The 26,649-nt window shown below is 45.6% G+C and carries 22 protein-coding genes and 2 pseudogenes; 13 read left to right on the top strand and 11 right to left on the bottom strand.

Annotation, left to right across the window (positions count from 1 at the left end):
* Positions 1-2: 2 nt before the first annotated feature.
* A complete protein-coding gene (katG, locus tag L8G48_RS12195) occupies positions 3-2,183 on the bottom strand; it encodes a catalase/peroxidase HPI (RefSeq protein WP_248264891.1) in 2,181 nt (726 codons plus the stop codon).
* Positions 2,184-2,403: 220 nt separating this feature from the next.
* Here katG and L8G48_RS12190 point away from each other — a divergent pair, with 220 nt between their 5' ends.
* Complete coding sequence (locus L8G48_RS12190; protein WP_248264890.1) at positions 2,404-3,039, top strand: class I SAM-dependent methyltransferase; 636 nt, start codon at positions 2,404-2,406, stop codon at positions 3,037-3,039.
* On the opposite strand, the gene L8G48_RS12185 is transcribed toward L8G48_RS12190, so the two are convergent.
* Positions 3,040-3,597, bottom strand: coding sequence for a nicotinamidase (locus tag L8G48_RS12185; protein WP_248264889.1), 558 nt, complete (start codon positions 3,595-3,597; stop codon positions 3,040-3,042).
* Positions 3,598-3,599: 2 nt separating this feature from the next.
* Positions 3,600-4,946, bottom strand: a pseudogene (locus tag L8G48_RS12180) (nicotinate phosphoribosyltransferase).
* A 303-nt stretch (positions 4,947-5,249) separates the two neighbouring features.
* Here L8G48_RS12180 and L8G48_RS12175 point away from each other — a divergent pair.
* From L8G48_RS12175 to L8G48_RS12155, 6 genes are all read left to right on the top strand, one after another.
* The gene (locus tag L8G48_RS12175) at positions 5,250-7,370 is read left to right on the top strand and encodes a methyl-accepting chemotaxis protein (protein WP_248264888.1); all 2,121 of its coding nucleotides are present in this window, start codon (positions 5,250-5,252) and stop codon (positions 7,368-7,370) included.
* Positions 7,351-8,028, top strand: a complete 678-nt coding sequence (locus L8G48_RS12170; RefSeq protein ID WP_248264887.1) for a TorF family putative porin — start codon at positions 7,351-7,353, stop codon at positions 8,026-8,028. Before L8G48_RS12175 ends, L8G48_RS12170 begins: the two co-directional genes overlap by 20 nt.
* A gap of 401 nt (positions 8,029-8,429) precedes the next feature.
* Positions 8,430-9,623, top strand: a complete 1,194-nt coding sequence (zigA, locus tag L8G48_RS12165) for a zinc metallochaperone GTPase ZigA (protein ID WP_248264886.1) — start codon at positions 8,430-8,432, stop codon at positions 9,621-9,623.
* A gap of 6 nt (positions 9,624-9,629) precedes the next feature.
* The gene (locus tag L8G48_RS12160) at positions 9,630-10,040 is read left to right on the top strand and encodes a TraR/DksA family transcriptional regulator (protein WP_248264885.1); all 411 of its coding nucleotides are present in this window, start codon (positions 9,630-9,632) and stop codon (positions 10,038-10,040) included.
* Positions 10,037-10,309 carry a hypothetical protein gene (locus L8G48_RS13550; protein ID WP_348983658.1) on the top strand — a complete coding sequence of 91 codons (273 nt, stop codon included), beginning with the start codon at positions 10,037-10,039 and terminating at the stop codon, positions 10,307-10,309. Before L8G48_RS12160 ends, L8G48_RS13550 begins: the two co-directional genes overlap by 4 nt.
* 79 nt (positions 10,310-10,388) lie before the next feature.
* Entirely contained in the window at positions 10,389-11,141 is a 753-nt protein-coding gene (locus tag L8G48_RS12155; protein ID WP_348983657.1) for an amidohydrolase family protein, read from the top strand.
* A 12-nt stretch (positions 11,142-11,153) separates the two neighbouring features.
* Here the strand turns inward: L8G48_RS12155 and L8G48_RS12150 are convergent, their stop codons facing one another.
* Positions 11,154-11,300, bottom strand: coding sequence for a hypothetical protein (locus L8G48_RS12150; RefSeq protein WP_248264884.1), 147 nt, complete (start codon positions 11,298-11,300; stop codon positions 11,154-11,156).
* A gap of 109 nt (positions 11,301-11,409) precedes the next feature.
* On the opposite strand from L8G48_RS12150, the gene L8G48_RS12145 reads away from it, so the two are divergent.
* The 3 genes from L8G48_RS12145 (at position 11,410) to L8G48_RS12135 (ending at position 13,307) form a co-directional block, all read left to right on the top strand.
* The gene (locus L8G48_RS12145) at positions 11,410-12,033 is read left to right on the top strand and encodes a DUF1826 domain-containing protein (RefSeq protein ID WP_248264883.1); all 624 of its coding nucleotides are present in this window, start codon (positions 11,410-11,412) and stop codon (positions 12,031-12,033) included.
* 273 nt (positions 12,034-12,306) lie between these two features.
* Positions 12,307-12,759, top strand: a complete 453-nt coding sequence (locus L8G48_RS12140; RefSeq protein WP_248264882.1) for a MarR family winged helix-turn-helix transcriptional regulator — start codon at positions 12,307-12,309, stop codon at positions 12,757-12,759.
* A gap of 128 nt (positions 12,760-12,887) precedes the next feature.
* Positions 12,888-13,307 carry an organic hydroperoxide resistance protein gene (locus L8G48_RS12135; RefSeq protein ID WP_248264881.1) on the top strand — a complete coding sequence of 140 codons (420 nt, stop codon included), beginning with the start codon at positions 12,888-12,890 and terminating at the stop codon, positions 13,305-13,307.
* A gap of 113 nt (positions 13,308-13,420) precedes the next feature.
* Here the strand turns inward: L8G48_RS12135 and L8G48_RS12130 are convergent.
* Positions 13,421-13,696 (bottom strand): annotated as a pseudogene (locus L8G48_RS12130) (inorganic diphosphatase); the annotation flags it as partial.
* Between the two features lie 558 nt (positions 13,697-14,254).
* Here L8G48_RS12130 and L8G48_RS12125 point away from each other — a divergent pair.
* From L8G48_RS12125 to L8G48_RS12115, 3 genes are read left to right on the top strand one after another with little or no spacing between them, the layout of a single operon-like run.
* Positions 14,255-15,385, top strand: coding sequence for a sensor domain-containing diguanylate cyclase (locus L8G48_RS12125; protein ID WP_248264879.1), 1,131 nt, complete (start codon positions 14,255-14,257; stop codon positions 15,383-15,385).
* A 46-nt stretch (positions 15,386-15,431) separates the two neighbouring features.
* Positions 15,432-16,139, top strand: a complete 708-nt coding sequence (locus L8G48_RS12120; protein WP_248264878.1) for a transglutaminase-like cysteine peptidase — start codon at positions 15,432-15,434, stop codon at positions 16,137-16,139.
* On the top strand, positions 16,139-18,085 hold the full coding sequence (locus L8G48_RS12115; RefSeq protein ID WP_248264877.1) for a bifunctional diguanylate cyclase/phosphodiesterase: 1,947 nt from the start codon (positions 16,139-16,141) through the stop codon (positions 18,083-18,085). Before L8G48_RS12120 ends, L8G48_RS12115 begins: the two co-directional genes overlap by 1 nt.
* Positions 18,086-18,089: 4 nt before the next feature.
* On the opposite strand, the gene L8G48_RS12110 is transcribed toward L8G48_RS12115, so the two are convergent.
* The 6 genes from L8G48_RS12110 to L8G48_RS12085 form a co-directional block, all read right to left on the bottom strand.
* On the bottom strand, positions 18,090-18,446 hold the full coding sequence (locus L8G48_RS12110) for a hypothetical protein (RefSeq protein WP_248264876.1): 357 nt from the start codon (positions 18,444-18,446) through the stop codon (positions 18,090-18,092).
* 1 nt (position 18,447) lies between these two features.
* On the bottom strand, positions 18,448-19,080 hold the full coding sequence (locus L8G48_RS12105; RefSeq protein ID WP_248264875.1) for a response regulator transcription factor: 633 nt from the start codon (positions 19,078-19,080) through the stop codon (positions 18,448-18,450).
* A 4-nt stretch (positions 19,081-19,084) separates the two neighbouring features.
* Positions 19,085-20,506 (bottom strand): HlyD family type I secretion periplasmic adaptor subunit, encoded by a 1,422-nt coding sequence (locus L8G48_RS12100; protein ID WP_248264874.1) that lies wholly within the window; start codon positions 20,504-20,506, stop codon positions 19,085-19,087.
* On the bottom strand, positions 20,499-22,631 hold the full coding sequence (locus L8G48_RS12095; protein WP_248264873.1) for a type I secretion system permease/ATPase: 2,133 nt from the start codon (positions 22,629-22,631) through the stop codon (positions 20,499-20,501). Before L8G48_RS12095 ends, L8G48_RS12100 begins: the two co-directional genes overlap by 8 nt.
* A complete protein-coding gene (locus tag L8G48_RS12090) occupies positions 22,624-24,027 on the bottom strand; it encodes a TolC family outer membrane protein (RefSeq protein WP_248264872.1) in 1,404 nt (467 codons plus the stop codon). The genes L8G48_RS12095 and L8G48_RS12090 overlap by 8 nt, the downstream gene beginning before the upstream one ends.
* A gap of 145 nt (positions 24,028-24,172) precedes the next feature.
* On the bottom strand, positions 24,173-26,649 hold a 2,477-nt coding region (locus L8G48_RS12085), incomplete at its 5' end, for an Ig-like domain-containing protein (protein WP_248264871.1).

Here is a 26,649-nt window from a genome sequence, read left to right as displayed (position 1 = left end):
TATTAAGCTAAATCAAAACGGTCTGCATTCATGACTTTCGTCCAGGCTTTCACAAAGTCTTTTACAAATTTTTCCTCGTTGTCGTCCTGAGCGTACAGCTCTGAATACGAGCGCAGAATAGAGTTTGAACCGAAGACTAAGTCAATGCGGCTTGCTGTCCACTTCAGTTCATTGGTTTTACGGTCACGAACTTCGTAATGGTCATCCGCTTTCTTCCAGACATTGTTCATGTCCGTCAGGTTGACGAAAAAGTCATTGGTTAACGTGCCTGCACGGTCAGTAAATACGCCATGCTTAGACTCACCGTAGTTTGCACCTAAAGCACGCATACCACCGACAAGAACCGTCATTTCCGGTGCCGTTAGGCCCATCAAATGAGTTCTGTCCAGCATCAGTTCTTCAGCCGGTACTGCGTAATCTTTCTTCAGGTAGTTACGATAACCGTCGTGCAGCGGTTCTAGTGGCTCAAAGCTCTCTACATCGGTCTGCTCGTCTGTGGCATCGCCGCGACCCGGGGCAAAAGGAACCGTCACGTTATACCCGGCGCTCTTAGCTGCCTTTTCCACTGCTGCCGTGCCGCCTAAAACAATCAAGTCGGCAATGCTGACTTTCTTATCCAGTGTTGACTGCAGTTCTTCCAGTATACGAAGGACTTTCTGCAGTTTCTCTGGCTCGTTACCGTGCCATTCTTTTTGCGGTACCAAGCGAATGCGTGCGCCATTGGCACCACCACGGAAATCGGAACCGCGGAAAGTGCGGGCACTGTCCCATGCAGTAGATATCAACTCGTAAGCGGTCAAGTCCGTGTTTAACAGCTTTTCTTTTAAGTCGGCAATTTCCTGCTCGTTTAAGCTGTAATCCACTTTTGGAATAGGATCCTGCCAAATTAGGTCTTCCTGCGGGACATCAGCACCTAAATAGCGATCTTTTGGACCTAAGTCGCGGTGCGTCAGTTTAAACCAGGCGCGTGCGAACACATCGGAAAAATACTCAGGGTCGTTGTAAAACTTCTCGGCAATTTTTCGGTAGTCCGGGTCCATCTTCATCGCCATATCGGCATCAGTCATAATGGGGTTGTGACGAATAGAAGGGTCTTCCACATCAACCGGTTTATCTTCCTCTTTAATGTCAATAGGCTCCCACTGCCAAGCACCCGCCGGGCTTTTCTTCAATTCCCACTCGTAGTTGAACAGCAGATAAAAGTAACCATTGTCCCACTGCGTTGGGTTAGTGGTCCAGGCACCTTCAATACCACTGCTCATGGTATCGCGACCAACACCTTTGCCGTCACTGTTGCGCCAGCCCATGCCCTGCTCTTCAACATCCGCAGCTTCCGGCTCTGGGCCTAAGTTCTCTTCTTTACCATTACCATGGCACTTACCTACCGTATGCCCGCCCGCAGTCAACGCACAAGTTTCTTCGTCATTCATTGCCATGCGTTTAAAGGTTTCGCGCACGTCTTTTGCGGTCTTGAGCGGGTCAGGCTGTCCGTCAACGCCTTCCGGGTTCACATAAATCAGACCCATTTGCACCGCCGCTAAAGGATTCTCCAGCGACTCACGCTCTTCATCCGAGTTGTACCGGTTTTTGGTTTCCGCCAGCCACTCTTTCTCGCTACCCCAGTAAGTATCCTCTTCCGGATGCCAAATATCTTCACGACCACCGGCAAAACCAAAGGTTTTCAGACCCATAGACTCATACGCTATATTACCGGCCAAAATGAATAAGTCCGCCCAGGACAGTTTATTGCCATATTTCTGCTTAATAGGCCACAACAAACGACGCGCTTTATCTAAGCTTACGTTGTCCGGCCAGCTGTTCAGCGGCGCAAAACGCTGGTTGCCGCTACCGCCGCCGCCGCGACCATCAGCCAAACGGTAAGAACCTGCCGAGTGCCAGGCCATACGAATCATTAAGCCACCATAATGCCCCCAGTCTGCCGGCCACCAGTCCTGGCTGTCGGTCATAAAGTTTTTCAGGTCTTGTTTTAATTCTTCCAGATTAATTTTTTTGAATTCTTCTGCGTAATTAAAGTCCTCATCCATTGGGTTGGCTTTAGTATCATGCTGACGCAGAATTTCCAGCTTCAGTGAATTTGGCCACCAATGGGTGTTTGTTTTCTTTTCAGACGTCATGCTGCCGTGCATGATAGGGCATTTTCCGCCACCACTTGATTTAGTCATTTATCCTTCCTTACTCTCTGTGATTAAATTTTACGCTTTCTTATGTGTAGTTATAGCAGTAACTTCTAATCGATTCAAAGGTAAGATACCGTTTGATTTGATAGATTTTATAGATACAGGTTAAAGTAGGGGAAGAATCGAGATGCAGCGAACCCCGCACTCAGAGTTTATCCTTTTCAAAAACTAGCTTACGCGAGAGCGGTAAGGTAGCATACTCCCTATGCTGTGTACTCTATGCAACTCAACATCAACACCCTTTTGTGAAGACAAAAAGCGTCCGTATTTTCGTTGTTTGGAATGCGACCTTATTTTTGCTGATCCCAAAACCTATCTTTCGCAGGAAGATGAAAAAACCAATTACGAATTTCACGAAAATGACCCCAGCGACACTCGCTACCGTGAGTTTTTAAGTCGGCTGTCAGTTCCACTAATGAAAAAGCTGTCGCCCGGTATGCAGGGGCTGGATTTTGGCTCCGGTCCCGGTCCAACGCTCAATTTAATGCTGGAAGAGCAAGGTATGACCATGTCGGTGTACGACATCTACTACGCTCCGAACAAAGGGCAGCTGAACCGCCAGTACGACTTTGTGACCTGTACCGAAGTTGCCGAACATTTTGGCAACCCCGGCAAAAGCTGGCCTGAGTTAGTGAGTCTGGTAAAGCCCGGCGGCTGGCTGGGTGTTATGACCTGGATGTTCACAAAAGCAACGGCCGAAGAATTTAACCGCTGGGGTTACAAAGGCGACCCGACCCATATCAGTTTTTACACCCCGGAAACCATGAAGTGGATAGCTCAGCACTTCCAGTTAGAACTTGAAATAGTCAGTGACCGTGTCATTTTGTTCAGGAAAATCTGATTATTTGAAGATGACACCCGCATCCTTGAGCTCTGCCCTGGTTTTTTCAGCATCAGCTCTGTCAATAAAGCGGGTTCCGTCTTCCACTAAAAGAGTTTCATAATCATTTTTTACGGCATCAAGGGCGGTAGCTTTTACACACACTTCTAAAGCCAGCCCGACCACCCATACACGTTTAACATTCATATGAACCAGCTCGGAAACCAGTCCTGTTTTATCGAATGCAGAATACTGATCAATATCAAATCGCGCGCCTTTGGAAACCAAACGAGCATTATCAGGAACACTGAGATCAGGATGAAACTCAGCACCTTTGGTACCTTGAACACAATGTTCCGGCCAGGATCCGCCCCGTTCATCGAAGCTCACGTGGTGGCGCGGGTGCCAATCCCTTGAAACAAAAACAGGAATATCGGATTCCTGAGCCTGTGCGATCATCGCATTGATAACAGGCACAACCTCGTCACCTTCATCCAGAGCCAATTTACCGCCGGGACAAAAGTCGTTTTGAACATCGACAACAATGAGTACATCATTTGGTTGAAAAGTTACTTTCATGATCATCCTCCTTGTTTAATTCGGTCACTTATCTCGTTCTGATAACTTGAGAGCTTCTCGCTGATAATAACCGGATAAGGCTTTTCACCCGCTTTTAGGGCAGAAACATCATTAGGTAATAACGCTAACTGCTGTTTTGCATAAGCCCGAATCTTTTCAATGTCGCGCTGATGAGAAGGCAGGCGTTTGCCATTTTGCATCACCTTCTTTAACAGCGGCTGCCCCGGCAATTGTTCGCTTTCTCTGGCTATAGTATCGCGGACAAGATAATCATCGGTTTCGCGGAATACTTGCTTCTCTCCCGGCAGCACTGGCTTACCGCTGGATAACTTCAAGCGTCCTTTGTCGGCGTAATGCACCAATTTATACGCCATATCCAGCGCTGGGGCATCAGCGGAAACCCCCATACCTGTGCCGACCCCAAAACCATCTATAGGGGCACTGTCTTCAATAAGCTTTGCAATTTTGTGTTCATCAAGGCCGCCGCTGGCAATAATCTTTAAATGGCTCAGATCATTGTCATCAAGCAAAGCTCTGGCTTGCTTTGCAAGCTGGCCTAAGTCACCTGAATCCAAACGAATACCTTTAACTTTAAAATCATCACCCAGCTCTTTTGCCAGCTGAATGACTTTTTCAACACCCTTAATGGTATCCACGGTATCAACCAGCAATACCGTTTCAGGAAAGCGTTTGAGAAACTGCTGAAAGGCTTCATATTCACAGTCGTGAGCCTGAATGTAACTGTGCGCCATAGTGCCGGCGACAGGTAGCCCATACCGACGCCCGGCCAACATGTTTGAAGTGGCTGCAATACCGCTTAAATAGAGCGCCCGGCTGCCTTTTACGCCAGCATCAACACCGTGAACTCTGCGCGCACCAAAATCTAGTACGGCCCTCTTCCCGGCAGCTAACGCTACCCGCGCACCTTTAGACGCTAACAAAGTTTGAACATGCAACTGATTCATAACCTGTGTTTCAATGATTTGAGCCTGTGGCAACGGCGCTTTTACTTCTACAATAGGTTCATTTTCAAAAAAAACCGTTCCTTCTGGCAACGCTCTGACCTGACCGGTAAATTCAAAATTCCGTAAATACTCAATCAGTTCTTTAGAAAAGTTCTGCGATTCAAGATAACGGAGATCGCCCTCACTAAAAGACAGGTTTTCCAGGATTTAGAGCAAAGGATCAAGACCCGCAGCCATAAGAAACTGCCTATTCTCCGGCAGTCGGCGGACAAACAAAGTGAATACAGCTTCTTCATGCATATCCTCGTTCAAATACGCATCCAGCATGGTCAACTGATATAAATCGGTGAACAGTCCAAAATCTTGTCGCTCAGTACCTGTCATAGCTTTCCTTTACGTCATGTCTTTGCTGCACAGTCTAGCTAAGATAAACGGCTTTATGTAGCCGCAGTGAAGAAGTCACTTAGAAGTATCCAACATAATTTTATCGGCGTTGTTGGCTAAAGCAATGAGCATCGTCACAGCCGAGGAGCTCATAATCCAAACACTGGACTACCCAGCGACTAGCGAGCACTGAGCTTTCTCGTCTAACTTCAATAAAACGGACTGTTTATTTTTCGCTCATAGTTTGTATTTTTAGCCCGATACAGCTATATAATCTTAATAACATACTGTCTGGGTCGTTTTATGCGAACAGCGTCATTGCGCTTTAAACTAATATTTGGTGCCGCTTGCCTGCTTATACTCAGCATGGGCTCACTGACACTTTATAGCTGGTACTCCATGAACCAGGCAGGACAAAATGCCATTGAACAAATCAGTGAGCCACTGGAAAAACAAGTAATAACCTCTTTGAATGACACCGCATTGCGCTTTGCTGGTAATACTGAAGCTTTATTAAACCGCAGCTTTGATTTTCCCGCCAGCTTAGCCTCTATTATGAGACATACCGCCGTTGGCAGTGACGGCGAGCCTTATACGCGTGACGAAGCGCAACTTTTAACAAGAAACATGCTGTTTGCCTACTCCACTATTTCCTCTGTCTACAACCAATATGAACCTAATGGTTATGATGGCCTTGATGACGAGTACAGCTCCAGTGAGCCTCACACCTCAAACCAAGGGACTTTGGATATTTATTGGGTGTCCAAGGGAAAGAACCAAGCCGAGTTTGTTGGAACCGACGATACCGACGAAAAATACCTTACGAACCTTAATGACCAAGGGTTCCGGGAGTCTGAGTGGTATTTATGCAGTATGGACAGTTTAAAACCCTGTTTGATAGAGCCGTACTTATTTGAATTAACTTCCGGTGAAGAAATGTTGATGACTTCATTGGTTTACCCGGTTGTTGTTAACAACGAGTTTCGCGGAGTAGCTGGAGTCGATATTAACCTACCAGTGCTGCAGCGTCGGGTGGAACAGCAATCTACTGAATTTTATAACGGTCAGGCTGACATGTTTTTAGTCAGTAGTAACGGCTTTCTGGTTGCAAGTAACCGTTATCCCGAGCGTCTTGGCCAGTCTTTGCAATCGGTAAATCCAGATTTAGCAGAGCTACTGTTAAAACCCGGACAGAATCAATTTAATGTTGGTGACAATATCGTGGTCAAACAACCTGTCTACACCGAAGCCTCTGATACCACCTGGTGGATCATGGTTTCAGTACCACGAGAATTAGCTTTTGCAACAGTTGCTGAGTTGTCTGAGAGTCTGGCGGAAGATACCGCCACTACGGTATGGGGGTTACTCGTTATTGCGGTTTTACTACTTGTTGTTTTTGTCACCGTGGTATTTTTCTGGGTCAGCGCATCCACGAAACCGCTTAATAATCTTAGCGTACTGATGAAGGAATTAGCCGGTGCCGAGGGCGATCTTACCCGTCAATTAGCGCAAACCTCGCACAGTGAGCTGAATAACTTAGCCGATGGATTTAACCAATTTACCGCCAAACTTCGTGATTTAGTAAGAGCCTTAAAAAAAGTGGCCGAAAATGTTGCCCTGGAAAGCAGGCACATGCTGGATAGCTCGAAGCAGGCATCCAGCGCCACCGAAATACAGGTCGACCAAGTGCAACAAGTGGCTACTGCTATGAACGAAATGACCGCAACGGCGAACCAGGTTGCATCACTAGCCAGCGACACAGCACAGGGCGCGGAAGAATCGAGTAAGTCTCTAACGAAGGCAAATGATTTGGTCAATCAAACCCTTATGGCCTTCCAGCAAGTGGCTGAAGAATTCGACCAGGCTCGTCATCAGTTTACCGAAGTTGCTGCCCGCAGTGACGAGGTCACCGGCATTACGCAAACCATTGATGGCATTGCTGAACAAACGAACCTGCTGGCATTAAATGCCGCTATTGAAGCCGCTAGGGCGGGTGATCAGGGCAGAGGGTTTGCGGTAGTAGCTGATGAGGTTCGAACTCTGGCACAGCGCACCCGTCATTCTACCGAAGAAATCAATGGCTTGATTTTAGGGCTACAGAAGCAGGTTCAGGCAAGTGTTCAACAAATGGAAAGCAGTGCCGTAAAAGTCACGCAGACACTTGACGGTGCAAAACAAGCATCCGGGCAACTTAATTCCGCCACGGAACAAGTACAGTCTATTAATGACAACGCGTTTCAGGTGGCCTCAGCCGCTGAGGAACAAAATCAGGTCAGTGAAGAAATCAGTCGAAACATCAGCGCTATCAGTGACGCCACCCACGATTTAGAAAAATTGTCGGGGCAGATTACTCAGATTAGCAGTGCGCTGGATAACGCTTCAGGCGAAATGGAGGAGCAACTCAATGCACTTAAAAGCGATTAATATAGCCTTGTTTACCGGTTTCATATTCAGTGGCACGGCACAGGCGTCCTGGGATTTAACCGCAACAGCAACTAACGATTATCTGTTTAACGGAGTCACGCAGACGGACGGAGACCCTGCGTTACAGTTCATTGCCAATAAAAACTTCGACAGTGGGTGGTATGCCGGCGGTTTTGCTTCCAATGTTGATTTCGGCGACGACACCTGGTTGGAGTACAACGCCTATGGTGGACGTTACTGGCAAATTAACGACGATATTGGCGTCGAACTGGGTGCGATATATTATGGTTATTCTGGTGAAGGCAGCGACATCAATTACGCAGAAACCACGGCCGCTATTGATGTCAGCGATTTTCGCTTTCAGCTCTGGTACGCCTGGGATTACGTCGGCGCCGACGCCAAACACCTGGTTGCCGCGGTTTCTTATCAGGTTTACAACGATGGAGAAAATGGCGTCAATATAGGATTTAACCAGTCGCGCTCTTTAGATTCCGAGGATCTTCAGTGGGATACACGTGATCACTATAACCATGCCTGGATAGCTTATGACCGAAACTGGCAGCAATGGAACTTCATGGTTTCCTATAACCACACCACTTTAAGCAGTGACTGGGGTGGCGGCAATACCTTGGCTGCCAATGTGACTTATACGTTTTAGAGTTTTCGACTCATTGCAGATTTCACAAAAGCTTAAATGAACTGTCAGCGGCGGTTCATTTAAGCAGAGGAGTATGGACGAAACCCACAGTGGACGATTGTTATGCCCCAGGCTCGTCTGAATGCAAGAACCCTGTTTATTTCCGATGTACACCCTGGCTCCAGAGACTGCAAAGCCGACTTTAAGTACTTCAACAGTTGCTGGCTATCGCGCAGCAGCATTTAGAGAAACCAAGCAACGTGGAGTCGCCTCCGCAAGCGACGTCGTGCTTTTAATAACGCGGCCTGAAGCCCCCTTAGGCTCAGTTATTGAACCTGGGGGTAATGACAGAGGGCTTTTGATATTTTACACTCCGCACGCCAAGTGTTATGTTATAACATAACTATAAAAGGGAGTTCACCATGCAATCATCAAAGTTACCCGTTACTGTATTATCCGGTTTTCTGGGTGCCGGCAAGACGACCATTTTGAAGCACCTGCTAAGTAACAGAGACAACCTGCGTATCGCACTCATTGTCAACGATATGAGTGAGCTGAATATTGATGCGGACTCACTCAAGAACAATGTGGAATTGCGCCGGGCAGATGAAAAGCTGGTGGAGCTGAGTAACGGCTGCATTTGCTGTACGTTGCGGGAAGACCTTCTGACAGAAGTCGCTTCTTTAGCTGAAAGCGGCAATTACGACTACCTCATTATTGAAAGTACGGGTATTTCGGAGCCTTTACCTGTTGCAGAAACCTTCACTTTTGAAGATGAAGACGGGCAAAGCCTCTCAAACATGGCAGCTCTGGACACGATGGTCACCGTAGTGGATGCTGCCAACTTTCTGACCGACTACGAAGAGGCCGATTCTTTACAGCAGCGCGGCGAACATTTAGGTGAAGAAGACGAACGCAGTGTGTCCGACTTGCTGGTCGATCAGGTTGAGTTTTCGAATGTTGTCGTCATTTCAAAATCTGATTTGGTATCAGAAGATCAACTGAAAAAGGTTCGTGGTGTGGTTACCAGCCTGAATCCCGAAGCCCGGGTTTACACGATAAAAAATGGTGAAATTGCACCAGAACTCATTCTGAATACCGGTTTGTTTGACTTTGACAAGGCAGCACAGTCACCGGGCTGGTTAAAAGAACTGCGCGGCGAGCATACACCAGAAACCGAAGAATACGGAATAAGCAGTTTTGTTTACCAGGCCCGGCGCCCTTTTCACCCCGAAAAATTCTACAATTTTCTGCATCAGGATTGGGAGTCCGGCCACCTTATTCGTTCCAAAGGTTTTTTCTGGATTGCGGCCATGCCCCATCACGCGCTCCAGTGGAATCAGGCGGGCGGTATCGCACGATACGGCGTCGCTGGTTATTTTTGGAAAGCCATACCGGAAAAAGATTGGCCAACTGACCCGGAAAGTCAGGAGTTTATCTATGAAAAGTGGGAAGAACCCTTTGGCGACATGCGTCAGGAGCTGGTGTTTATTGGCCAGGGCATTGACCAACAAAGCATTACGGCTCAACTGGAGTCCTGCCTACTAACCGATGAAGAACTGTTAGCCGGCGTGCCATTCTGGCAACAAATGACAAACCCCTTTGAGGCAGTTTAAGTGCTAATGAGCCCTATATCAAAACAGGATTTGCTCGCAATGAGTGAAGACGAGTACATGAATCAGACCCAGCTTAACTACTTTGCGGGTCTGATTCGCGAGCAAAAAGCTGAAACCATGGAAGAAATTGAAGAGGCCAAAGCGCGTCTTGGCGCGCCGCCAGAGTCTAATGATGAAGCCGACCGAGCACAGTATGAAGAGGAATCGGCTCTGCTAATTCGTCTGATAGATCGTAAACGACGTTTATTGCCCAAGTTTGACGAAGCACTAAAGCGCATACGAACCGGTGACTATGGGTACTGTCTGGAAACCGGTGAGCCGATTGGCCTGCCAAGACTCCTGATCAGACCCACTGCTGAGTACTCTACTGACGCTAAAACCATTAATGAATTTAAAGAAAAACACTATAAGTCATGAAATCATCTAACCTGGTAATAAAAAATGCCACCCTTGTTAATGAAGGGCATAAAAGCATTGCCGATGTGCAAATTTCACAAGGGCGGATAGAACGAATTGATGCCTCTATTGATACGCCAATAGCTTATGAAGAATACGATGCCTCGGGGTTATTCTTAATACCCGGCATGATTGATGATCAAGTTCATTTCCGCGAGCCCGGACTGACCCGTAAAGCGGATATTGGATCAGAATCAAGAGTCACCAGATGCTTTATAGCGCATATTTAAAGAGTGTCCGACATTAATCGCAACACATTGCGAAAGCGGCCCTGTTATTCGTCAGAACCGATTGCAGTTACCAAAACCCATGACAATTTTTGATCATCCAAAACTACGTGATGAGCATGCCTGCTTTGCATCCTCTGCTTATGCCGTTGCTCTGGCTGATAAACATCAGGCCGACCTGCATGTACTGCATTTAACGACAGCCAAAGAGCTGTCTCTTTTTGATGCAGAACCCATTGCCACAAAAAAGGTAACGGCAGAAGCCTGCGTACATCATCTATGGTTTGATGACCGTGATTATGAAGAATATGGCAATCTCATCAAATGCAACCCTGCCATTAAATCACAACAGGACAGAACGGCGCTGCTTAAAGCTATACGCAATGATACCCTGGATATTATTGCAACGGACCATGCCCCACACCTTTTGAAAGAAAAAGAGCAGCATTACGAAAAAGCGCCAGCCGGTATTCCATTAGTACAACATGCCTTATTAATACTATTTGAACTGGTTAAACAAGATGAGCTAACTATTGAAACCCTGGTTGAGAAAACAGCACACAACCCAGCCATCCGTTTCAAAGTTAAGGACAGAGGTTTTATTCGTGAGGGATATTTCGCTGACCTGGTTTTAGTTGATATGAACCACGCAACACAAGTCAGCAACCAAAATGTTTTCTACAAGTGCCAATGGACACCCTTTCATGAAGAAGAATTTTCGGCCACCATCAAATCAACTTGGGTTAACGGCATACAAATGTACAGCGATACCAAAGGCATTCTTTCAGAACCCAGCGGCAAAGCTCTGGAGTTTGAACGCAGCAACTACTCATAACAGTCTATTGTCTTATTCACCCACCTCGCCTTGCTCAGGCTTTATCCGGGTCTTTAACAGCAAGTACCGCAATGCCGTTAAATGAGGAAATTCAACCAACATACCGATAACCAGCGCAGCATAAATTAAAGGGAGTTCGGGTAAAGCGGCCATCGTCACAGAATATTTGCCAATATTGTGTCAATTTCTAAAAATATGCTAACTTCTCTAGCAAATAGTTATGTTATAACATAACTATTTGCATTCTAACAAAAATACAGAGGAAGCTATGAACACTTTAATTGAAGATATCAATCAACCTGACAGCGCCGCTCTGGGAGAAAGAGCTAGTGTATTAACCGATATTTATGACGATAAAAAAAATATCGCCGTTTGGAGACGCTCCTTACCTGAAACACTGGAAACCTATTTTGACCGAACTCTCGAACAACAGAAGCTTGTCAATGTCGCTCGAGAAATTGGCGCAGGCTCAATGGTGTCAGATATTGGTTACGCTTTAAGCCGTTTTCCTGAAAATACTCAGTTTAGTCAGCACGTAGAAGAACTGGTTGATATGTTCAGCTGCCTCTTTGACCTGTCGCGAGTCGGCTTGCGGATAAGAACACTGGATACAGCAATGTGCCCGAAGTTCCACGTCGACAGAGTCCCCTGTCGCTTGGTGACAACATTTTCAGGCAGCGGTACGCAATGGTTGCCTCATGAAAGCGTTGATCGTTCAGGAGGTCATTTTGAGCCTATTGAACGCTTAATAAGAAACTTAAATTGTGGGGATGTCGGCTTACTTAAAGGTGAACTATGGCAGGGCAATGAAAACCGAGGGCTGGTACACCGTTCTCCCACTCTAGCGACAGGTGAAAATCAGCGATTACTGCTGACACTGGATTTTTTGTAGCGTGCAAAGCACTCATACCTTTTATAACGCTAAAAGAAATTGAGTAAAATCAAAGCAATGGGGTTCATTCTTTGCAGTCAGACAGGAATGCATCGATGCTCTGTTCAACCGAACCATGTTCGCACCATGCCATGTTGACACCAACGCTTCAAACAACTGGAGACACGCTACTCCCCAACCCGAGCAGCATATTAGCAACCTAACTCCAAACCCTGAACTTTGTTTGTCAGCTAACTTTGCGTATCATTGAGACAAACAACACGGGAGCGACACATGGCAAACGATGATAACGGTAATAAAGCACTTAAGCTGGACAACCAGCTTTGCTTTGCGTTGTATTCAACCTCGCTTGCTATGAACAAGCTCTACAAACCGTTGCTCTCAAAACTCGATTTAACCTACCCGCAATACCTTATCTTGCTGCTATTGTGGGAACGAGATGGCGTGACGGTTACCGAAATAAGCCGCAAATTATTCCAGGAGAAAGGGGCATTAAGCCCGGTTATAAAACGCCTGGAGCAACGCGGGCTAATTACACGTAAACGCAGCAGCGAAGATGAGCGCCAGCTCCATCTATACCTCACCGAACAAGGCCATAAATTAAAGCAATCGGCCAGCGATGTGCCAGAGCAGGTTTTTTGCGCAACTCAGCTTGAACCAAGTGAAGCCCTCGCTTTAAAACAAACTCTTGAATCGCTGCGAGCACAACTGCAGGCAAAATCTTAACGCTGACCTCTCTTTTGTATCGATAACTTCGATAAGAGCATTCGGAAAATACTGTTATCGCGACAACGGTTATTGCGATAACATTAATGCCGTTAGTTTCCGACACACTAAACAATGAGGTAATCGTTATGGATATTCTGTACAAAGCAATAGCAACATCAACCGGCGGTCGCGATGGTCAGTCCGAGTCTAGCGACGGTCAGCTCAAAGTGAAATTGACAACTCCTAAAGAACTTGGAGGCACAGGTGGTGACGGTACTAACCCGGAACAATTGTTTGCCGCAGGTTACTCAGCATGCTTTATTGGTGCCCTGAAGTTCACTGCGGGTCAGAAAAAAATTAAACTGCCGAAAGACACCGAAGTTAAAGCCGAAATAGGCATTGGTCAAATTGAAGGTGGGTTTGGCATTGATGCTACGCTGAATATTTCTCTGCCGGGTATGAGCCAGGATGAATCAGAATCACTTGCTGAAAAAGCGCACCAGGTTTGCCCTTATTCAAACGCAACGCGTAATAATATCGACGTGCGTCTGAACGTCACTGTGTAACCGCAGTTAACGATAAAAGCATTGAAGACGTGAGCCGACTGGCTTAGCGCATCGGCTCCCGCCCTTATGCTTTGATAACCCCAAAGAGCGAAACATTCACAAAAGACTCAATACTACGGCACTTGATCATCCACTCCTAGTTGAGTCGCTCTATTCCCTTTACCCTTATAATTGGTAAACCAGGTAATAAAAATATCAGTCACCCCGGGAAACTCCGCCTGTAACTGCGTCGCAGAAGAAATATGACCAAAAGGCGGCTGCTCTGGTACAACTGCGATAAATTTATTATCGCGCTCATTATTATCCAGCATGGTCATACGCCCAATAATCCTAACGGGTATTTCAATAACTCTGGGCAAAGCATCGCCTAATATCAGCACATCAAGTAGATCGCCATCTCCACCGGATTTTTATCCGATAAAGTGCCGGGAATAGCTCCGTAATTTGCCCAGTAAAACTCTAAAAACGGTATGGGGTTCTCAGGTTTTCCCAGCTTCCCGGAATACGGGCTAGATAACCTTGGCGATGAGATAAGCAAAGAATCTTATCTGGATTACTATTATCAAAACCCCGAGCTTGACCCATACGAATCAATGATATTACAGAGAGTTTGCGCTTTTATCTCCAACCTATTAAATTGGTAACGTTGGTATCGTATTGCGAGCCTATGCGCACGGGGCAGGTAAATAACGTGGCATCTACTGCTGATTTATATGCGATTACCAATATAGTGCCACAAAACCCTCCTAAGGCTTGATGTTTTGAAGTCAAACAAACGACGACATCCAAATCAGCTAATAAAAAGGGTTAAACATACTTAAGCAAACATAAAAAGCAGTGATCACTTAAGTTTTAAATGTTAAAATTTATAACTTCCTTTCCTTAGTTTTATAGTAACAATGTAATTTATCGAATCTTTAGAGTATCTTTGTTATTAAGTGAGCATCATGTCTAAATTGAGAATACATAAAAGTTATTTCATCATCGATGACAGTGGTCACATCAAAGGGCACTCTAATGACATTCCAGCCGATCTGCTCAACAACGAATCATCAACGTTTAACTTGTATTTAAACTTACCAGATCGGCAATTTGATATCGAAGTATCGTCTATATCAGTCGAGCAGGCTTCGTGCTGTCTTGTCGAATTCATTAACAACGAATCAGGCGACAATAGCTATCTATCACTTTCCAGCTCCCAACGACTTAATACCATCATTGAAAGTACAGACGCGGGTACTTGGGAGTGGAATTTTCAAACAGATGAAATCATTATCAATGAGCGATGGGCATCCATGCTGGGATACACTATCGATGAACTGACTCCTACCACGACTGAAACCTGGCTAACTATTCTGCATAAAGATAATCATGAAAAATTTCATCAGGCCTTCAACTTACATTTTCAAGGAAAAGAGCCTTTTTATCGTGCGGAGTTGAAGCTCAAACATAAACAGGGGTATAACATATGGGTAAGAGATTATGGAAAAATTGTAACGCGCACTGAAAATGGTGAGCCAGAATGGGTCTCGGGAACGCACATCGACATTACTCACCAGAAAGAGTTAGAGCTCCAGTTACTTAAGTTATCTCGTATCGACTCGTTAACCGGTCTTGCAAATCGTCGTTACTTTATCGAGCAAGTTGAGCGAACAATAGCGCGAGCAGAGAGAGCTTCGAGTAAGCTATCTCTACTGATCATCGATATCGATTTATTTAAGCAAATAAACGACAAGTTCGGTCACCAAGTAGGCGATGAAGTGTTAGAAAAGTTAGCTCGAATAATGAGTGAAAGAATCAGATCCTCCGATTTTATTGCCCGAATTGGCGGTGAGGAGTTTGCAGTGCTGCTGCCGAATACATCGCTTAATGCAGCCGCGGTGCTTGCTGAAGAACTAAAAGAGGCGATAAACACTCAGCCTATACAAGTTCAGGAAGGTCAGCTGAATGTTTCCGTTACTATTGGTCTTAGTACCTTGTCAGATAAGACCCCGAATTGGTCTTTACTCTATAGCTCAGCCGATAAAGCATTGTTCCAGGGGAAAAAGCAAGGTAGAAATAGAGTATTTATTACCTAATTAGGAAGGTATTTTCTCCCTATGAAATAGCGGATAAAATAACCCGATGAAACAAACATATTTATGGTTCATTATTTGCTTAGTCTTTATTCCCTTATGGCTTAAAGCCGGTGATTCGTGGCAGATCGATAAAAAATCTTTTAGTCAGGCAATATCAACTTATCAACCAAATAATTCCGACCGGATAGCACAGCAATGGTTCAGGTTATTGGCAGAACTGACTGACGACCTGAATGCGGATAATAAAACAAAAGAAGTCCGCGTAATAAAAAAAATGAATCGATTCATTCACAATAACGTCAGTTATAAAACCGACAGCGTTTTATATGATACCCCTGATTACTGGGCTTCTGTCGCTCAAACTCTTGGGCAGGGATTCGGCGACTGTGAAGATTTTGCAATTGCGCAATACAGTACGTTAAGAAGCCTGGGCATACCCGATGAAAAATTACGACTCATTTACGTCAAGGCTCAAATAGGTAACGCTTACCGATCAAAAACTCAGGCTCACATGGTTTTGGGATACTATTCATCACCAGACGCTGAGCCACTTATTATTGATAGCTTAATTGAAAAAGTATTGCCGGCGTCAAAGCGAAATGACCTTACCCCTGTATTTAGTTTCAATTCTGCGGGGCTTTGGGCCGGAAGCAGTGAGCGCCGCGCAAAATCAAACCCACTTGATAGATTATCACGCTGGCGAGATGTTTTATCTCGTTTAGAGCAAGAAGGTATTTCCTGGAGGAACAATTAATGACACTTAACCGACAGATTTGGTACGTCCTTGTTGCTGTTGTGCTTATTAGCTTTTTTACAAGCTTTGTCGTCACCAGTTTGTCAGCAACTCGATTTATTGAACAACAGCTAACAACGGAAAATACCAACAGTGCCAACATGCTCGCACAAACACTCAGCAATAACAGTAAAGATCCGGCGTTATTAGAGCTCACCATTAGCGCCCAGTTTGACACTGGCTTTTACGAGTCCATTACGCTGACCAACGCTCAGGGAGACGTTATTGTCGAACGTTCTTTTGACGACACACGCGCCGGCAACGTACCTCGTTGGTTCGCTAACTGGTTTGAGCTGGAGGTTCCGGCAGGCGAGGCGCTAGTCCAGGAAGGCTGGAATCAGTTTGGAATGGTTTCCGTGCAAAGCCAGAAACGCCACGCATTGGAAACGTTATGGTCTAGAGCGATTACTTTGTTCGTTATCGCCCTATCAACGGCTGTATTAGCCGGGCTGTGCGGCCGGGCTTTACTTAGAAATGTGACCCGGCCTCTAAACTTGGTGGTTCAGCAAGCCGAAGCCATAGGTTTGGGAAGATATATCACCAACAAAAACTTACCGAAAACGAATGACTTAAAGCAACTTGTTCAAGCTATGAATAAAATGTCCGAACAAATTCGTATTCAATTTCAAAAAGAGCTGCGTAAGCTGAACCAGCTGCAAGCACATTTATATAAAGACCAGGATACCGACGTTTACAACCGCCAGTTTGTTTTAGAACGTTTATCGGCACATTTCGGTGTCCGCGAAAAACGCTTACCGGCAGTCATGCTGATGCTTCATCTGGATAAGTTAGCCGACTTAAATAAGAGCTTCGGCCGCAAAAACGTTGATAACTATATCAAAGCCATTGCAAGTAAATTGTCTGCTCAAGCTCAGTTGGTAGAACAGGAACTATCATGTAAAGCAACCGTGGCTCGTATGAATGCGTCTGACTTCGGACTGCTTTTTGAGAGTGTTGCAGACATAAAACAATTAGAACGTAAAATTAATGACTGCGTGTCTACTATACAAATTTATGAAAAGAACCAACTTAATGCACAAGCTAATTGGTACGCTTCCGCTGACTTTACCGTCGCGGATGAAACTGTCGGCCAACTGCTCATGCGACTGGATGAAAAAATCACCAATGTCGAAGCGCGTCCCAATGACAATAAAGCGGCTCTTATCTTAAGTCATACAAAAGACAACGCTCCGCTTTTCACAAACAAACAAGATTGGTCTCAAACATTTCAAGAAGCGCTTGAGAACGACAACGTTCAGCTTAATTTTCGGTCAACCAGAGACAAAGCGGGTAACTTAGTTCACTTGGAAAACAGCTTATGTCTGGCGGTTAACGAGCAGATTCTAAGCGGGCATCAATTTATTCCCTGGGCCCAGCGGCTTGGGTTTTTGTCGGCTTTAGAGCTAAAAGCAATAGAAAAAGCCATGCTGTTTAGTGTCGAAAATGACAGTCATATGGCAATGAACCTTTCCATCAACTTTTTGCAATCGGTACCGGCTCGAGCTCAGTTAATGAAGTCTATTCAAAAATATAAAACGACTTGTAATCCCGCTAATCTTTGGTTCGAGCTTAATGAGTTTGAAGTCCACTCTCATCAAAAATTATTTGCAGACTTCTGCTTCTCTATGAAACGCATGGGCTGTCATGTTGGCTTGCAAGGTTGTACGCATATTTTCGACTATATGTACGACATTGAAACTTTCGGACTCGATTATTTAAAGGTTGATCGTTCTATTACTCAGGCAATACCAGAATCCCCAGAGGACGTTGAAAGCTCAATACCAGCAAGAATGTGTCAGCTTGGCCAGTCTCTGGGTATAGAGATGTATGCCGAGGGTGTCGATGATGACGCAGATATTGAGCGTGTATTAGCGGCAGGTTTTGATGGCTATATAAGAAAAACCTAGCGTTTTAATCAGAGGTCTTAATATCAACAGTCTCGTCATCACTCCAGGCTAAATCCGATAAGTCATTGATAGCGCGACGCATTGATAGGCGTCGCATCAACTTATTCTGTGCTTCATCAGGCAGTTCGGTGAACTGAATAACACCTTTGTCTGACAGCAACATGATCAAATCTTCCAGGACTCGAATAATTGACTGGTCAGAAGCTTGGAGCGCTGAGTTTTGTTGGGGAGTCACCATTTGTTGTTGCAGGAAAGCTTGTAACTCGGAGCTGTTATCCTCTAAATACTCATTAAATCCAGCCTCTTCAGTCACGCTAAAGGCTACAATACGGTTATTTTCATCGCGTTTTAAGTAAGGCATCTTATTCACCGTGGTTAAGCTCTGCGCTTTCTTCCTTTCTTGCTTTCAGTACCAGCTGCAGGCGGTCTTTGACGCCTAACTTCCTGAAGCTTTTGGTCAAATGCTCTTTCACTGTACGTTCAGAAATAAACAGAGCATCAGCTATCTTTTGATTCGTCAGACCCGCAAGTACTTTTTCACAAACCTGTCGCTCACGTTCACTGAGTATAGCAAAACTGCTCGGAAGCTCTTGACCATTGTTCACTTTCTTTTGCGACAGCCCGGTTAAATTGGCTAAAAACTGCTCTGGTATCCAGAGTCCACCCTGGTGAATAACAGCCGTAATCCGCTCCATAACAGAGGTTGAAGCCGCAAGGCTGGTGTAGCCTCTGGCTCCAAAGCTTAATAGCGTAACTAAATTTTCTGCTTCCGGCTTTGAATATAAAACAACAAATTTACCGTTTTCTTTCGCTATGTAAGCGGCAACCGAAACTGTACTGTTATGCTCAGCCGCTAACCAGAAAGTCAGTTCAGAGGTTCCCTTTTTTTCTACCAGCTGTTTAAGTTCGTCTGCGCTTTCGGTTATATGAACGGTACCGGAGAGCTTTTCCCAACGCGGGGAGCGAAAATTATCAGTCAGAAAAACATGTTCCATCAGTTTACCTCTCCGTAAGAGCTTCTGCTTTCGCTCTCATCAACGGCTTTAACAAATAATTCAATATCGTCCTTTCACCCGTTTTTATATCGACCTGAGCAACCATTCCCGGGATAATTTGAAGTTCTTCTGAAAATTCAGATTTCCTGGTTTTTAAGCGAACGATGTAATAGGTTACGTCGTTGTCATCCGTAACCGTATCGGCACTAATGTGAGAAACCGTTGCTTTAGCACCGCCAAAAACAGAAAAGTCATAAGACGTGAATTTTATCATCGCTTCCTGCCCCTTCTTAATGAAGGCAATATCTTTAGGCAAAATACGTGCCTGAATAATTAATTCGTCATTTACCGGAACAATGTCGACCACCGGCTGCCCTGTCGTCACAACACCACCCACCGTATTCACGTGAAGCTTTTGGACAATACCGCCGACCGGTGAACGCAGTGTACTTTGCTGAACTTTATCGGACAGCCGTGATTTTACGCTCGCAAATGCGGCAAGGTCTGCAGAAATTTCAGAAAGTTCACGGCGCCATTCGTTAATTTTTTCCAGGCGAACTTCCTTAAGTCGATTTTCTGACTCATCAATCGCGGCTTTTGCGTTCTCGATAGCCGCTAAAGTCTGGTTAATCTGACCTCTGAACTGCGCTTGGTCGCGCTCGAGTCGAATGATATCCACTTCTGAAACCGCGCCGGATTGTTTTAAAGGCCTTGTGACCGCAAGCTCACGTTCAACCAATGAAAGTGACTCTCTGTATTGCTTTAATGCAGCCTGTAATTCGTTTAAGTCTTCTTTTCTCTGACGCAGCTGAGCCGCAGCAGACTGTGTTCTGCTTTGTAAAGACTCCAAATTACTCTCATAGGCAGATATCGTGTCTTTAACCAGCACTGGTGCGTTTTCTGAGAGCGGCTCTGGAAACTCAAGCTCGCCCCCATCAACCAAAGCCCTTAAACGCACATTGTCAGCCTGTAACGCCCACATTCGTGACTGGTTTTCATTAAACTCCGAAAAAAATCGGGTTGAATCGAGCTCGACCAGTACATCTCCTTCTCTAACCAACTGTCCCTCACTCACGTGAATTTTTTCAATCAAACCGCCATCGAAGGTTTCAATTGTCTGTAGCTGGCTGGAAGGAACAACTTTTCCGTCCCCTCTGGCTATTGTCGCCACTTCCGCAAAAGCTGCCCAGGTCAATAAAATAAGCACCGAGCCAATAACGGTATATAGAAGCCGGGTTGTTTTTATCGGCTTCTGCTGAATTTTTGCCCACTCAGCGTCAACAACCCAGTCTTTACTCCCGGGAACATTTATCCAGCGACCAAATAAGCGATCGATAAGCCCTTTACCGGCCTCACTCCTGTTACTTATTTTGCCAAGTTTGTCGAACCCTCGTTGCTCGGTTGTCCGTTTTTTGGGCTCAGTCACGCTGGCTTCCTCCAACACGACCTTGTTTTAACGCTTCAAGTACTTGTGTTTTAGGACCATCGGCAACAATTTTACCACTGTCCATGACCACAACACGGTCAACTAAATCCAGCATGGTCATCTTGTGAGTTACCATTAACAGTGTCTTTTCGGCAGTCACTTGTTTTAAATACGCTTTTATTTTAGCTTCACTGGCATGATCGAGCATGCCTGTAGGCTCGTCCAGCAGTAAAACGGAAGGGTCATTAACCAGCGCCCGGGCAAGTGCTACCGCCTGACGCTGACCACCGGATAGATTGCCCCCCCGCTCTCCTACTTGCATATTAAAGCCATCGGGATGTTCTTTTACGAACGAGCTTAACCCCATATCATTGGTTACTCTGACCAAGTCATTATCGTCGCGGGTCACGCTGGCTAACAAAATATTATCGCGCAAGGTACCAAACAGCAGCCCCGGCTCCTGCGGGACATAAGCGATATGCCGGCGCACTAAATTCGGGTTTAACTGGTTAATATCCACATTATCAATTAAAACGTGCCCTCTTTCGGGCTGATAAAGTCCTAAAATAAGACGGGCCAGCGTGCTTTTCCCGGAGCCATTACGCCCCAGGATCGCAACTTTTTCACCCGCTTTAATCGATAAATTAACGTGATTGAGCACCTCAGTATCCACATCTGGGTAACGGAACCCGACATTTTTGAATTCAACATTTCCGTCAATACGGGCTTTACTGACCGTATTGGCGTCATCGTAGCGTTCGGTGTCGCGATCCATGATATTTTCCAGCGACTCCATAGCCGTGGAGCTGTGGTGATACTGAGACAAAAGCCCCGCAGCCTGACTGACCGGCGACAAGGCTCTTGCACTTAGCAAGTAAGCCGCTATGAGTGCCCCCTGACTTATCATCTGTTCTGAAATTAAATAAACACCAATAACAATCACACTGATAGAGGCGAGCTGCTGCATCCAGCTTGCCATGTTAGTGATAGAAGACGCCAGTAAACGCATACGGGCTGCATTGCGGCTAATGAATATAGTGCTCTTTTCCCACTGGTTTTGTACCCGATGCTGCGCATTAAAACTTTTAATAGTTTCTAAAGAGCTTAACGATTCATAGACATTGGCATTGCGGACTGCGCCGGCCTGCATTCCATGATCAGACAATTCTTTTAGCTTTGCCTGAGAAAATAACGAGTAAAGTAAAACTAAAATAGCAGCGATTAAGACCGGTATCGCCAAATAAATATTAATGAACGAAACCACCAGTAAAAACAACAACACGAAAGGTATGTCGACCATAGTGACAACACTTAGAGAGCCAATGAAACCTCGGATACTTTCAAAAGACTGGACGTTTGAAACAAAAGAACCTGAAGCCTGGGGTTTATCTTTCATTTTCATTCCCAGAATACGCTGCATAATGTTGCTGGAAATCTTTACATCGGCACGGTTTGCAGCTAGGTCAATAAACCACACTCGCATTATTTTTAGTACCAACTCAATTGTCAGCACTAAAAAAATGCCCGTTGCCAACGCAAATAACGACGAGAAAGCTTCATTGGGAACAACTCGGTCATAAACGTTCATAACAAAAATAGGCATGGCTAACGCAAAGGAGTTGATTAATAGCGATGCCAATATAACCGAACGGTACGTGCCTCTATTTTCTTTTATAACTGACCAAAACCAATGGCCATTCTTTCTTTTTATCGTGTCATCGGCACGCTTATCCGTATTAAATTCAGGTCGAACGTAGAATAAGGTGCCGCTATACTGTTGCTCTAACTCATCCAGTTTAAGATTGGTCTCGCCGTGCTCCAGCTCTGGCTCTACTATGACCGCCGCATCATCGTCGACAGACATCAAAACACAAGCTTTGTTGTCGTTAAGTAGTAAGATGACCGGCAGTAAATTTTTATTAATATCTCTGAGCGAACGCTCATATATTTTTGCTGAAAGTTCAAAGCGCTTGGCAGACGTCGCCAGCGATGAAGGGGTTAAATCACCGTCTTGTTGAGCTAACCCCGCCGTGGCCGCATCGAATGAAAACGGCAACTGATGATAGTTGGCGATAATACTCAGGCAAGTCGCCAATGGGCGCTTGCCTGACTGCGTATTACTCATAATAGGCTGTGTTTACTCGCTTTAGAGGGCAGGCAAAATCTAAGTTAACTTCTAAATCAGGAACTTCAAAGTCTTTACTTGAGTTTAGTTTACTTGAATCAATATTTAACGAATTCAATAATAACCCCATACTCGCCAGCAACTTAGCTTTTGCCTGTTCTAAATCAGTTTCGGCCTCAGCAAGAGCAATACTCGCTTCAAAATACTCGTTTTCAGAATCCAGTACATCCAGTAATGACCGTTGTCCAAGGTCGAATTGATCTTTATAAGCAGTGCGTACTTTCCCTGACGATAGTTTGTGTTGACGCAGTGTGGGAATTCGGTCCCGCAAGCTTTCAATTTGGTTCATTTCAACCTGAATGGTTTGGTTGATATTGCGGCACACTAAATTTCTTTGTTGTTCTGCAGAGTTCACCTGAGAAACCGTACGACGGATTTCAGCGTAATCGCGACCACCGTTTAAAATATTGAAGCGTAACTGCAGACCAATCTGAGTATCATTTTGGCGATTATTAAAACCATTATCATCCAGCTCAGAGTAACTACGATTTGCGACTAAACTCAGTTTAGGCGAGTAAGCACCGCGCTTATTTGACGTTAATTGCTTTCTCTCTGCACGGATGTTTCTGAGCGCGGCATGCAGTTCAGGGTTGGTTCTATTTGCCAGGGTCATGGCTTCTTCAGTCCCTGCCGGAAGAAAAGCTTCGGAAACAACTGCGTTAGACGTTTGTTGCGGCGGTAATTCACCGACAATACGCAGGTAGCGCGTAATAACGTCATGCAAGTTTGAGCGTTGGGTTTCTAAGTTATTTGATGCCAGTGCCAGACGTCCACTAATTTGTTCTAAGTCAGCGTTTCGGGCAACACCTGCTGAAGCACTTTCTTCAATTTGCTCATAGACATCGCGGTGTTTTTCAACGTTGTCGCGCGCTAATTTTACCAGTTCGCGGTTCGTTGCTACATCAAGGTAAGCTTCAAAAGCTGCATAGCCGACATTTTCCGCAACCGTTTTCAACTCATAATAACGAACTAACTGAAGTTCTTGAAAATGCTCAATTAAGTTAGATGTCTCAAAACCATCAAATAACAGTTGCCGATAGTCTAAACTGACGCGGTTACCGCTAAACTCCTCGTTTAACGAATAGTCTCTTTTTGTATAGTTATATGAAGTAGAAACATCCAACTGGGGGCCATAGGAACCACGAGCCTGAGCCACATCACTGCTAACCGCCCGCATTTCATACCACTGTTTTAATACTTCCGGGTTTTTTTCAACAGCCTGCATAACCGCGTTTAACACTTTCGTATCATTCGGTGGCATTTCCTGAGCGTATGCAGCAGATGCAAAAAAGCCAGCAAGCAGACAGCCAGACAACCGTCTAACCAATAGTTTCACGAGATTCTCCTAATACAAGTTAATATAACTATAACAGTTAATCTTCGAAATATTATAACACTTAACAGTAGATCAAAAAATAGACGAGGTAGAGATCTGACCAGTCTTAATCAGTCTTAGCCTCGTCTGCAGTAAGCTCTTTGAACTACTCTAAGCCAGATAGCTTATTAGTTTGATGTAAATCAATGGAAGTTCCTTCGCTGCTGCTTTGTGTGGAAGCAGAGCTCCCACTGTCTATCAACAATTGACCATCGTTTAACATTTGTTGAATAAAGTCGCTCGATGACTGGCCATCCGCCATTTGCGCGTCCTGAAGTGTCACCACCTGGTCGGCGTTATCACTGCCGCTGAGGTTACCCTCAGAATTAATGTGCAACACGGTATTACCGTTACCATCGTCTTCTGCGTACAAGTAATTATCGATAGAGCCTGTGCTCTCACCTTGCAGTAAGTCCGAAAGATCTAAGCGATCAGCCTCTTCGTCACTGGCGAAGTTACCTAAAGCGAAGTCCTGAATCGTATCAGCCTCAGGAATATTAACGGTTCCTTCGTCATCGGCTTTCCAGACGAAGGTATCGTTACCGCCACCGCCAATGAGGACATCAGAATCTTGTCCACCAGTAATGCTATCGTCTTCCAGACCACCGACAATAAGATCACTGCTACCTGACCCTTCCAAAGTATTCTCGTTATTCGTCTCACCGAATAAGAAGTTTTTCTCGTCGACGGATTCATTGCCGTATTGGTCGGTAGAAGTTACTTTAAGAATGCCAGAGCGTCCTTCTAATTGACCGACATCATAGCTCCACTGACCGTTTGCGTCACTGGTGACAGTAGCGGAGTCTATGACATTACCATTCTCATCAACCTGTTCGATAATGACCGTTGAGTTGCTAGCTGCTTCACCATTGACTGTGAATTCTCTGAAGCCAACGTCAGTGTCGAACTTATCATTAACATAAAAGCTGTAAAAATTATCAATCTCTCCCGAAGCCATTACCAGAGTGACATCCTCTCCACTAGGTAAGGTTCCAGTTAATACAAGTATATCGGTATCTTCACCGTTAAAGCCCTGAACATCAGAGCGCGTTACGGTCATCTCTAATTCTACGGTTTGCCACCCCCGCCTAGTGAGTGTTAGATAAGATACGGTGTAAGTATCACCTACCGCGAATAAATAGGTTTCGTTGCTACCATCTTTAGATGTGATCTCTAGATTTCGTGTCCATCTATCATTTATTCGATAACTTTCTACGATATCACCCGGGTTATTCTCATTTACGGAATAATTCGAAATGATACCGAACTGGTTATTCGATACTCCACCGTCCCAAATCGAGTCAGTAACATTAACGTCTACTTCTGAATTCAGCTCAAAATCAACAATAGTAACCGATGGTTCAATCGTGCCTTCGCTCTGGCTTGCCTGAGCCTGGTTACCGACGTCATCAGATATTGTCGCGCTAACAGTGTACTCACCCACCGCTAACGGAATTTCAGTATCAACCTGCCAGTTACCATTGTTATCAACCGTTGCTTCAAGTTGCTGTTCATTACCGTCCGCATCCGTCACCACTAAGTAGACTGTGCCACCAATTTCATCGGAAGTTCCGCTTATGGTTGGTGTGGTATCGTTCACGTTAGTTGGCACTTCCAGGGTCAAAGTAGGAGCCGTTAAATCAATTTCGCCCTGGGTATTAGCTACCGCTTCATTACCCGCATCGTCTTCAACCGACGCCTGCACCGTGTACGTACCTTCTGCCAGTTCATCCGCTACATCGACAGCCCAGCTGCCGTCTGCAGCCACAACCGCCGTTAAGGTCTGTGTTTCATTATTAGCGTCGGTTACCGTCACACTGATTGTTGCACCAATTTCATCCGACGTACCACTTAGTGTCGGTGTTGTGTCGTTGGTGTCCGGGGCATCGATCGTCAACGTTGGAGCGCTCGTATCGAGCGTGAACGTCAGTTCGCTCTCATCCGAGACGTTTCCGGCTTCGTCCGTTTGACGTACCCGGATGGTGTTTTCACCTTCAACCGCCTCCGGTGCGTCTCTCATCCAGATCTCACCGCCGTCCGTGCTGTATTCCACCGTCGCGCCAGCCTCGACGTCGCCAACGCTGTAGCTTCCATCGCTCGTGACACCATCACTATCGTCTGAGCCCGTGTCGTTGTCCAGGCTGATGCTTGGCGCAACCACATTCGTATCGAGCGTGAACGTCAGTTCGCTCTCATCCGAGACGTTTCCGGCCTCATCCGTTTGACGAACCTGGATGATGTTTTCACCTTCCACCGCCTCCGGTGCTTCGCTCATCCAGGTCTCACCGCCGTCCGTGCTGTATTCCACCGTCGCGCCAGCCTCGACGTCGCCAACGCTGTAGCTTCCATCGCTCGTGACACCGTCACTATCGTCTAAGCCCGTGTCGTTGTCCAGGCTGATGCCCGGCGCACCCGGTGCCATTTGGTCAACGGTGTGCGTCGAGGCCGCGGTACTGTTAACCGTATTACCGGCCTCGTCGCTGGAGTTAACCACCACATCAAATTCAGTATCTGCAGCTAAATCGCTGCCGGCAACATCCACGCTCCAGGTGCCGTCAGCATTTACAACGGTGTTGTATTCGG

The organism is Idiomarina aminovorans (genome assembly GCF_023155095.1).
In the GTDB taxonomy this organism is placed as follows: Bacteria; Pseudomonadota; Gammaproteobacteria; order Enterobacterales; family Alteromonadaceae; genus Idiomarina; species Idiomarina aminovorans.
This window is presented reverse-complemented; position numbering and strand designations above follow the sequence as displayed.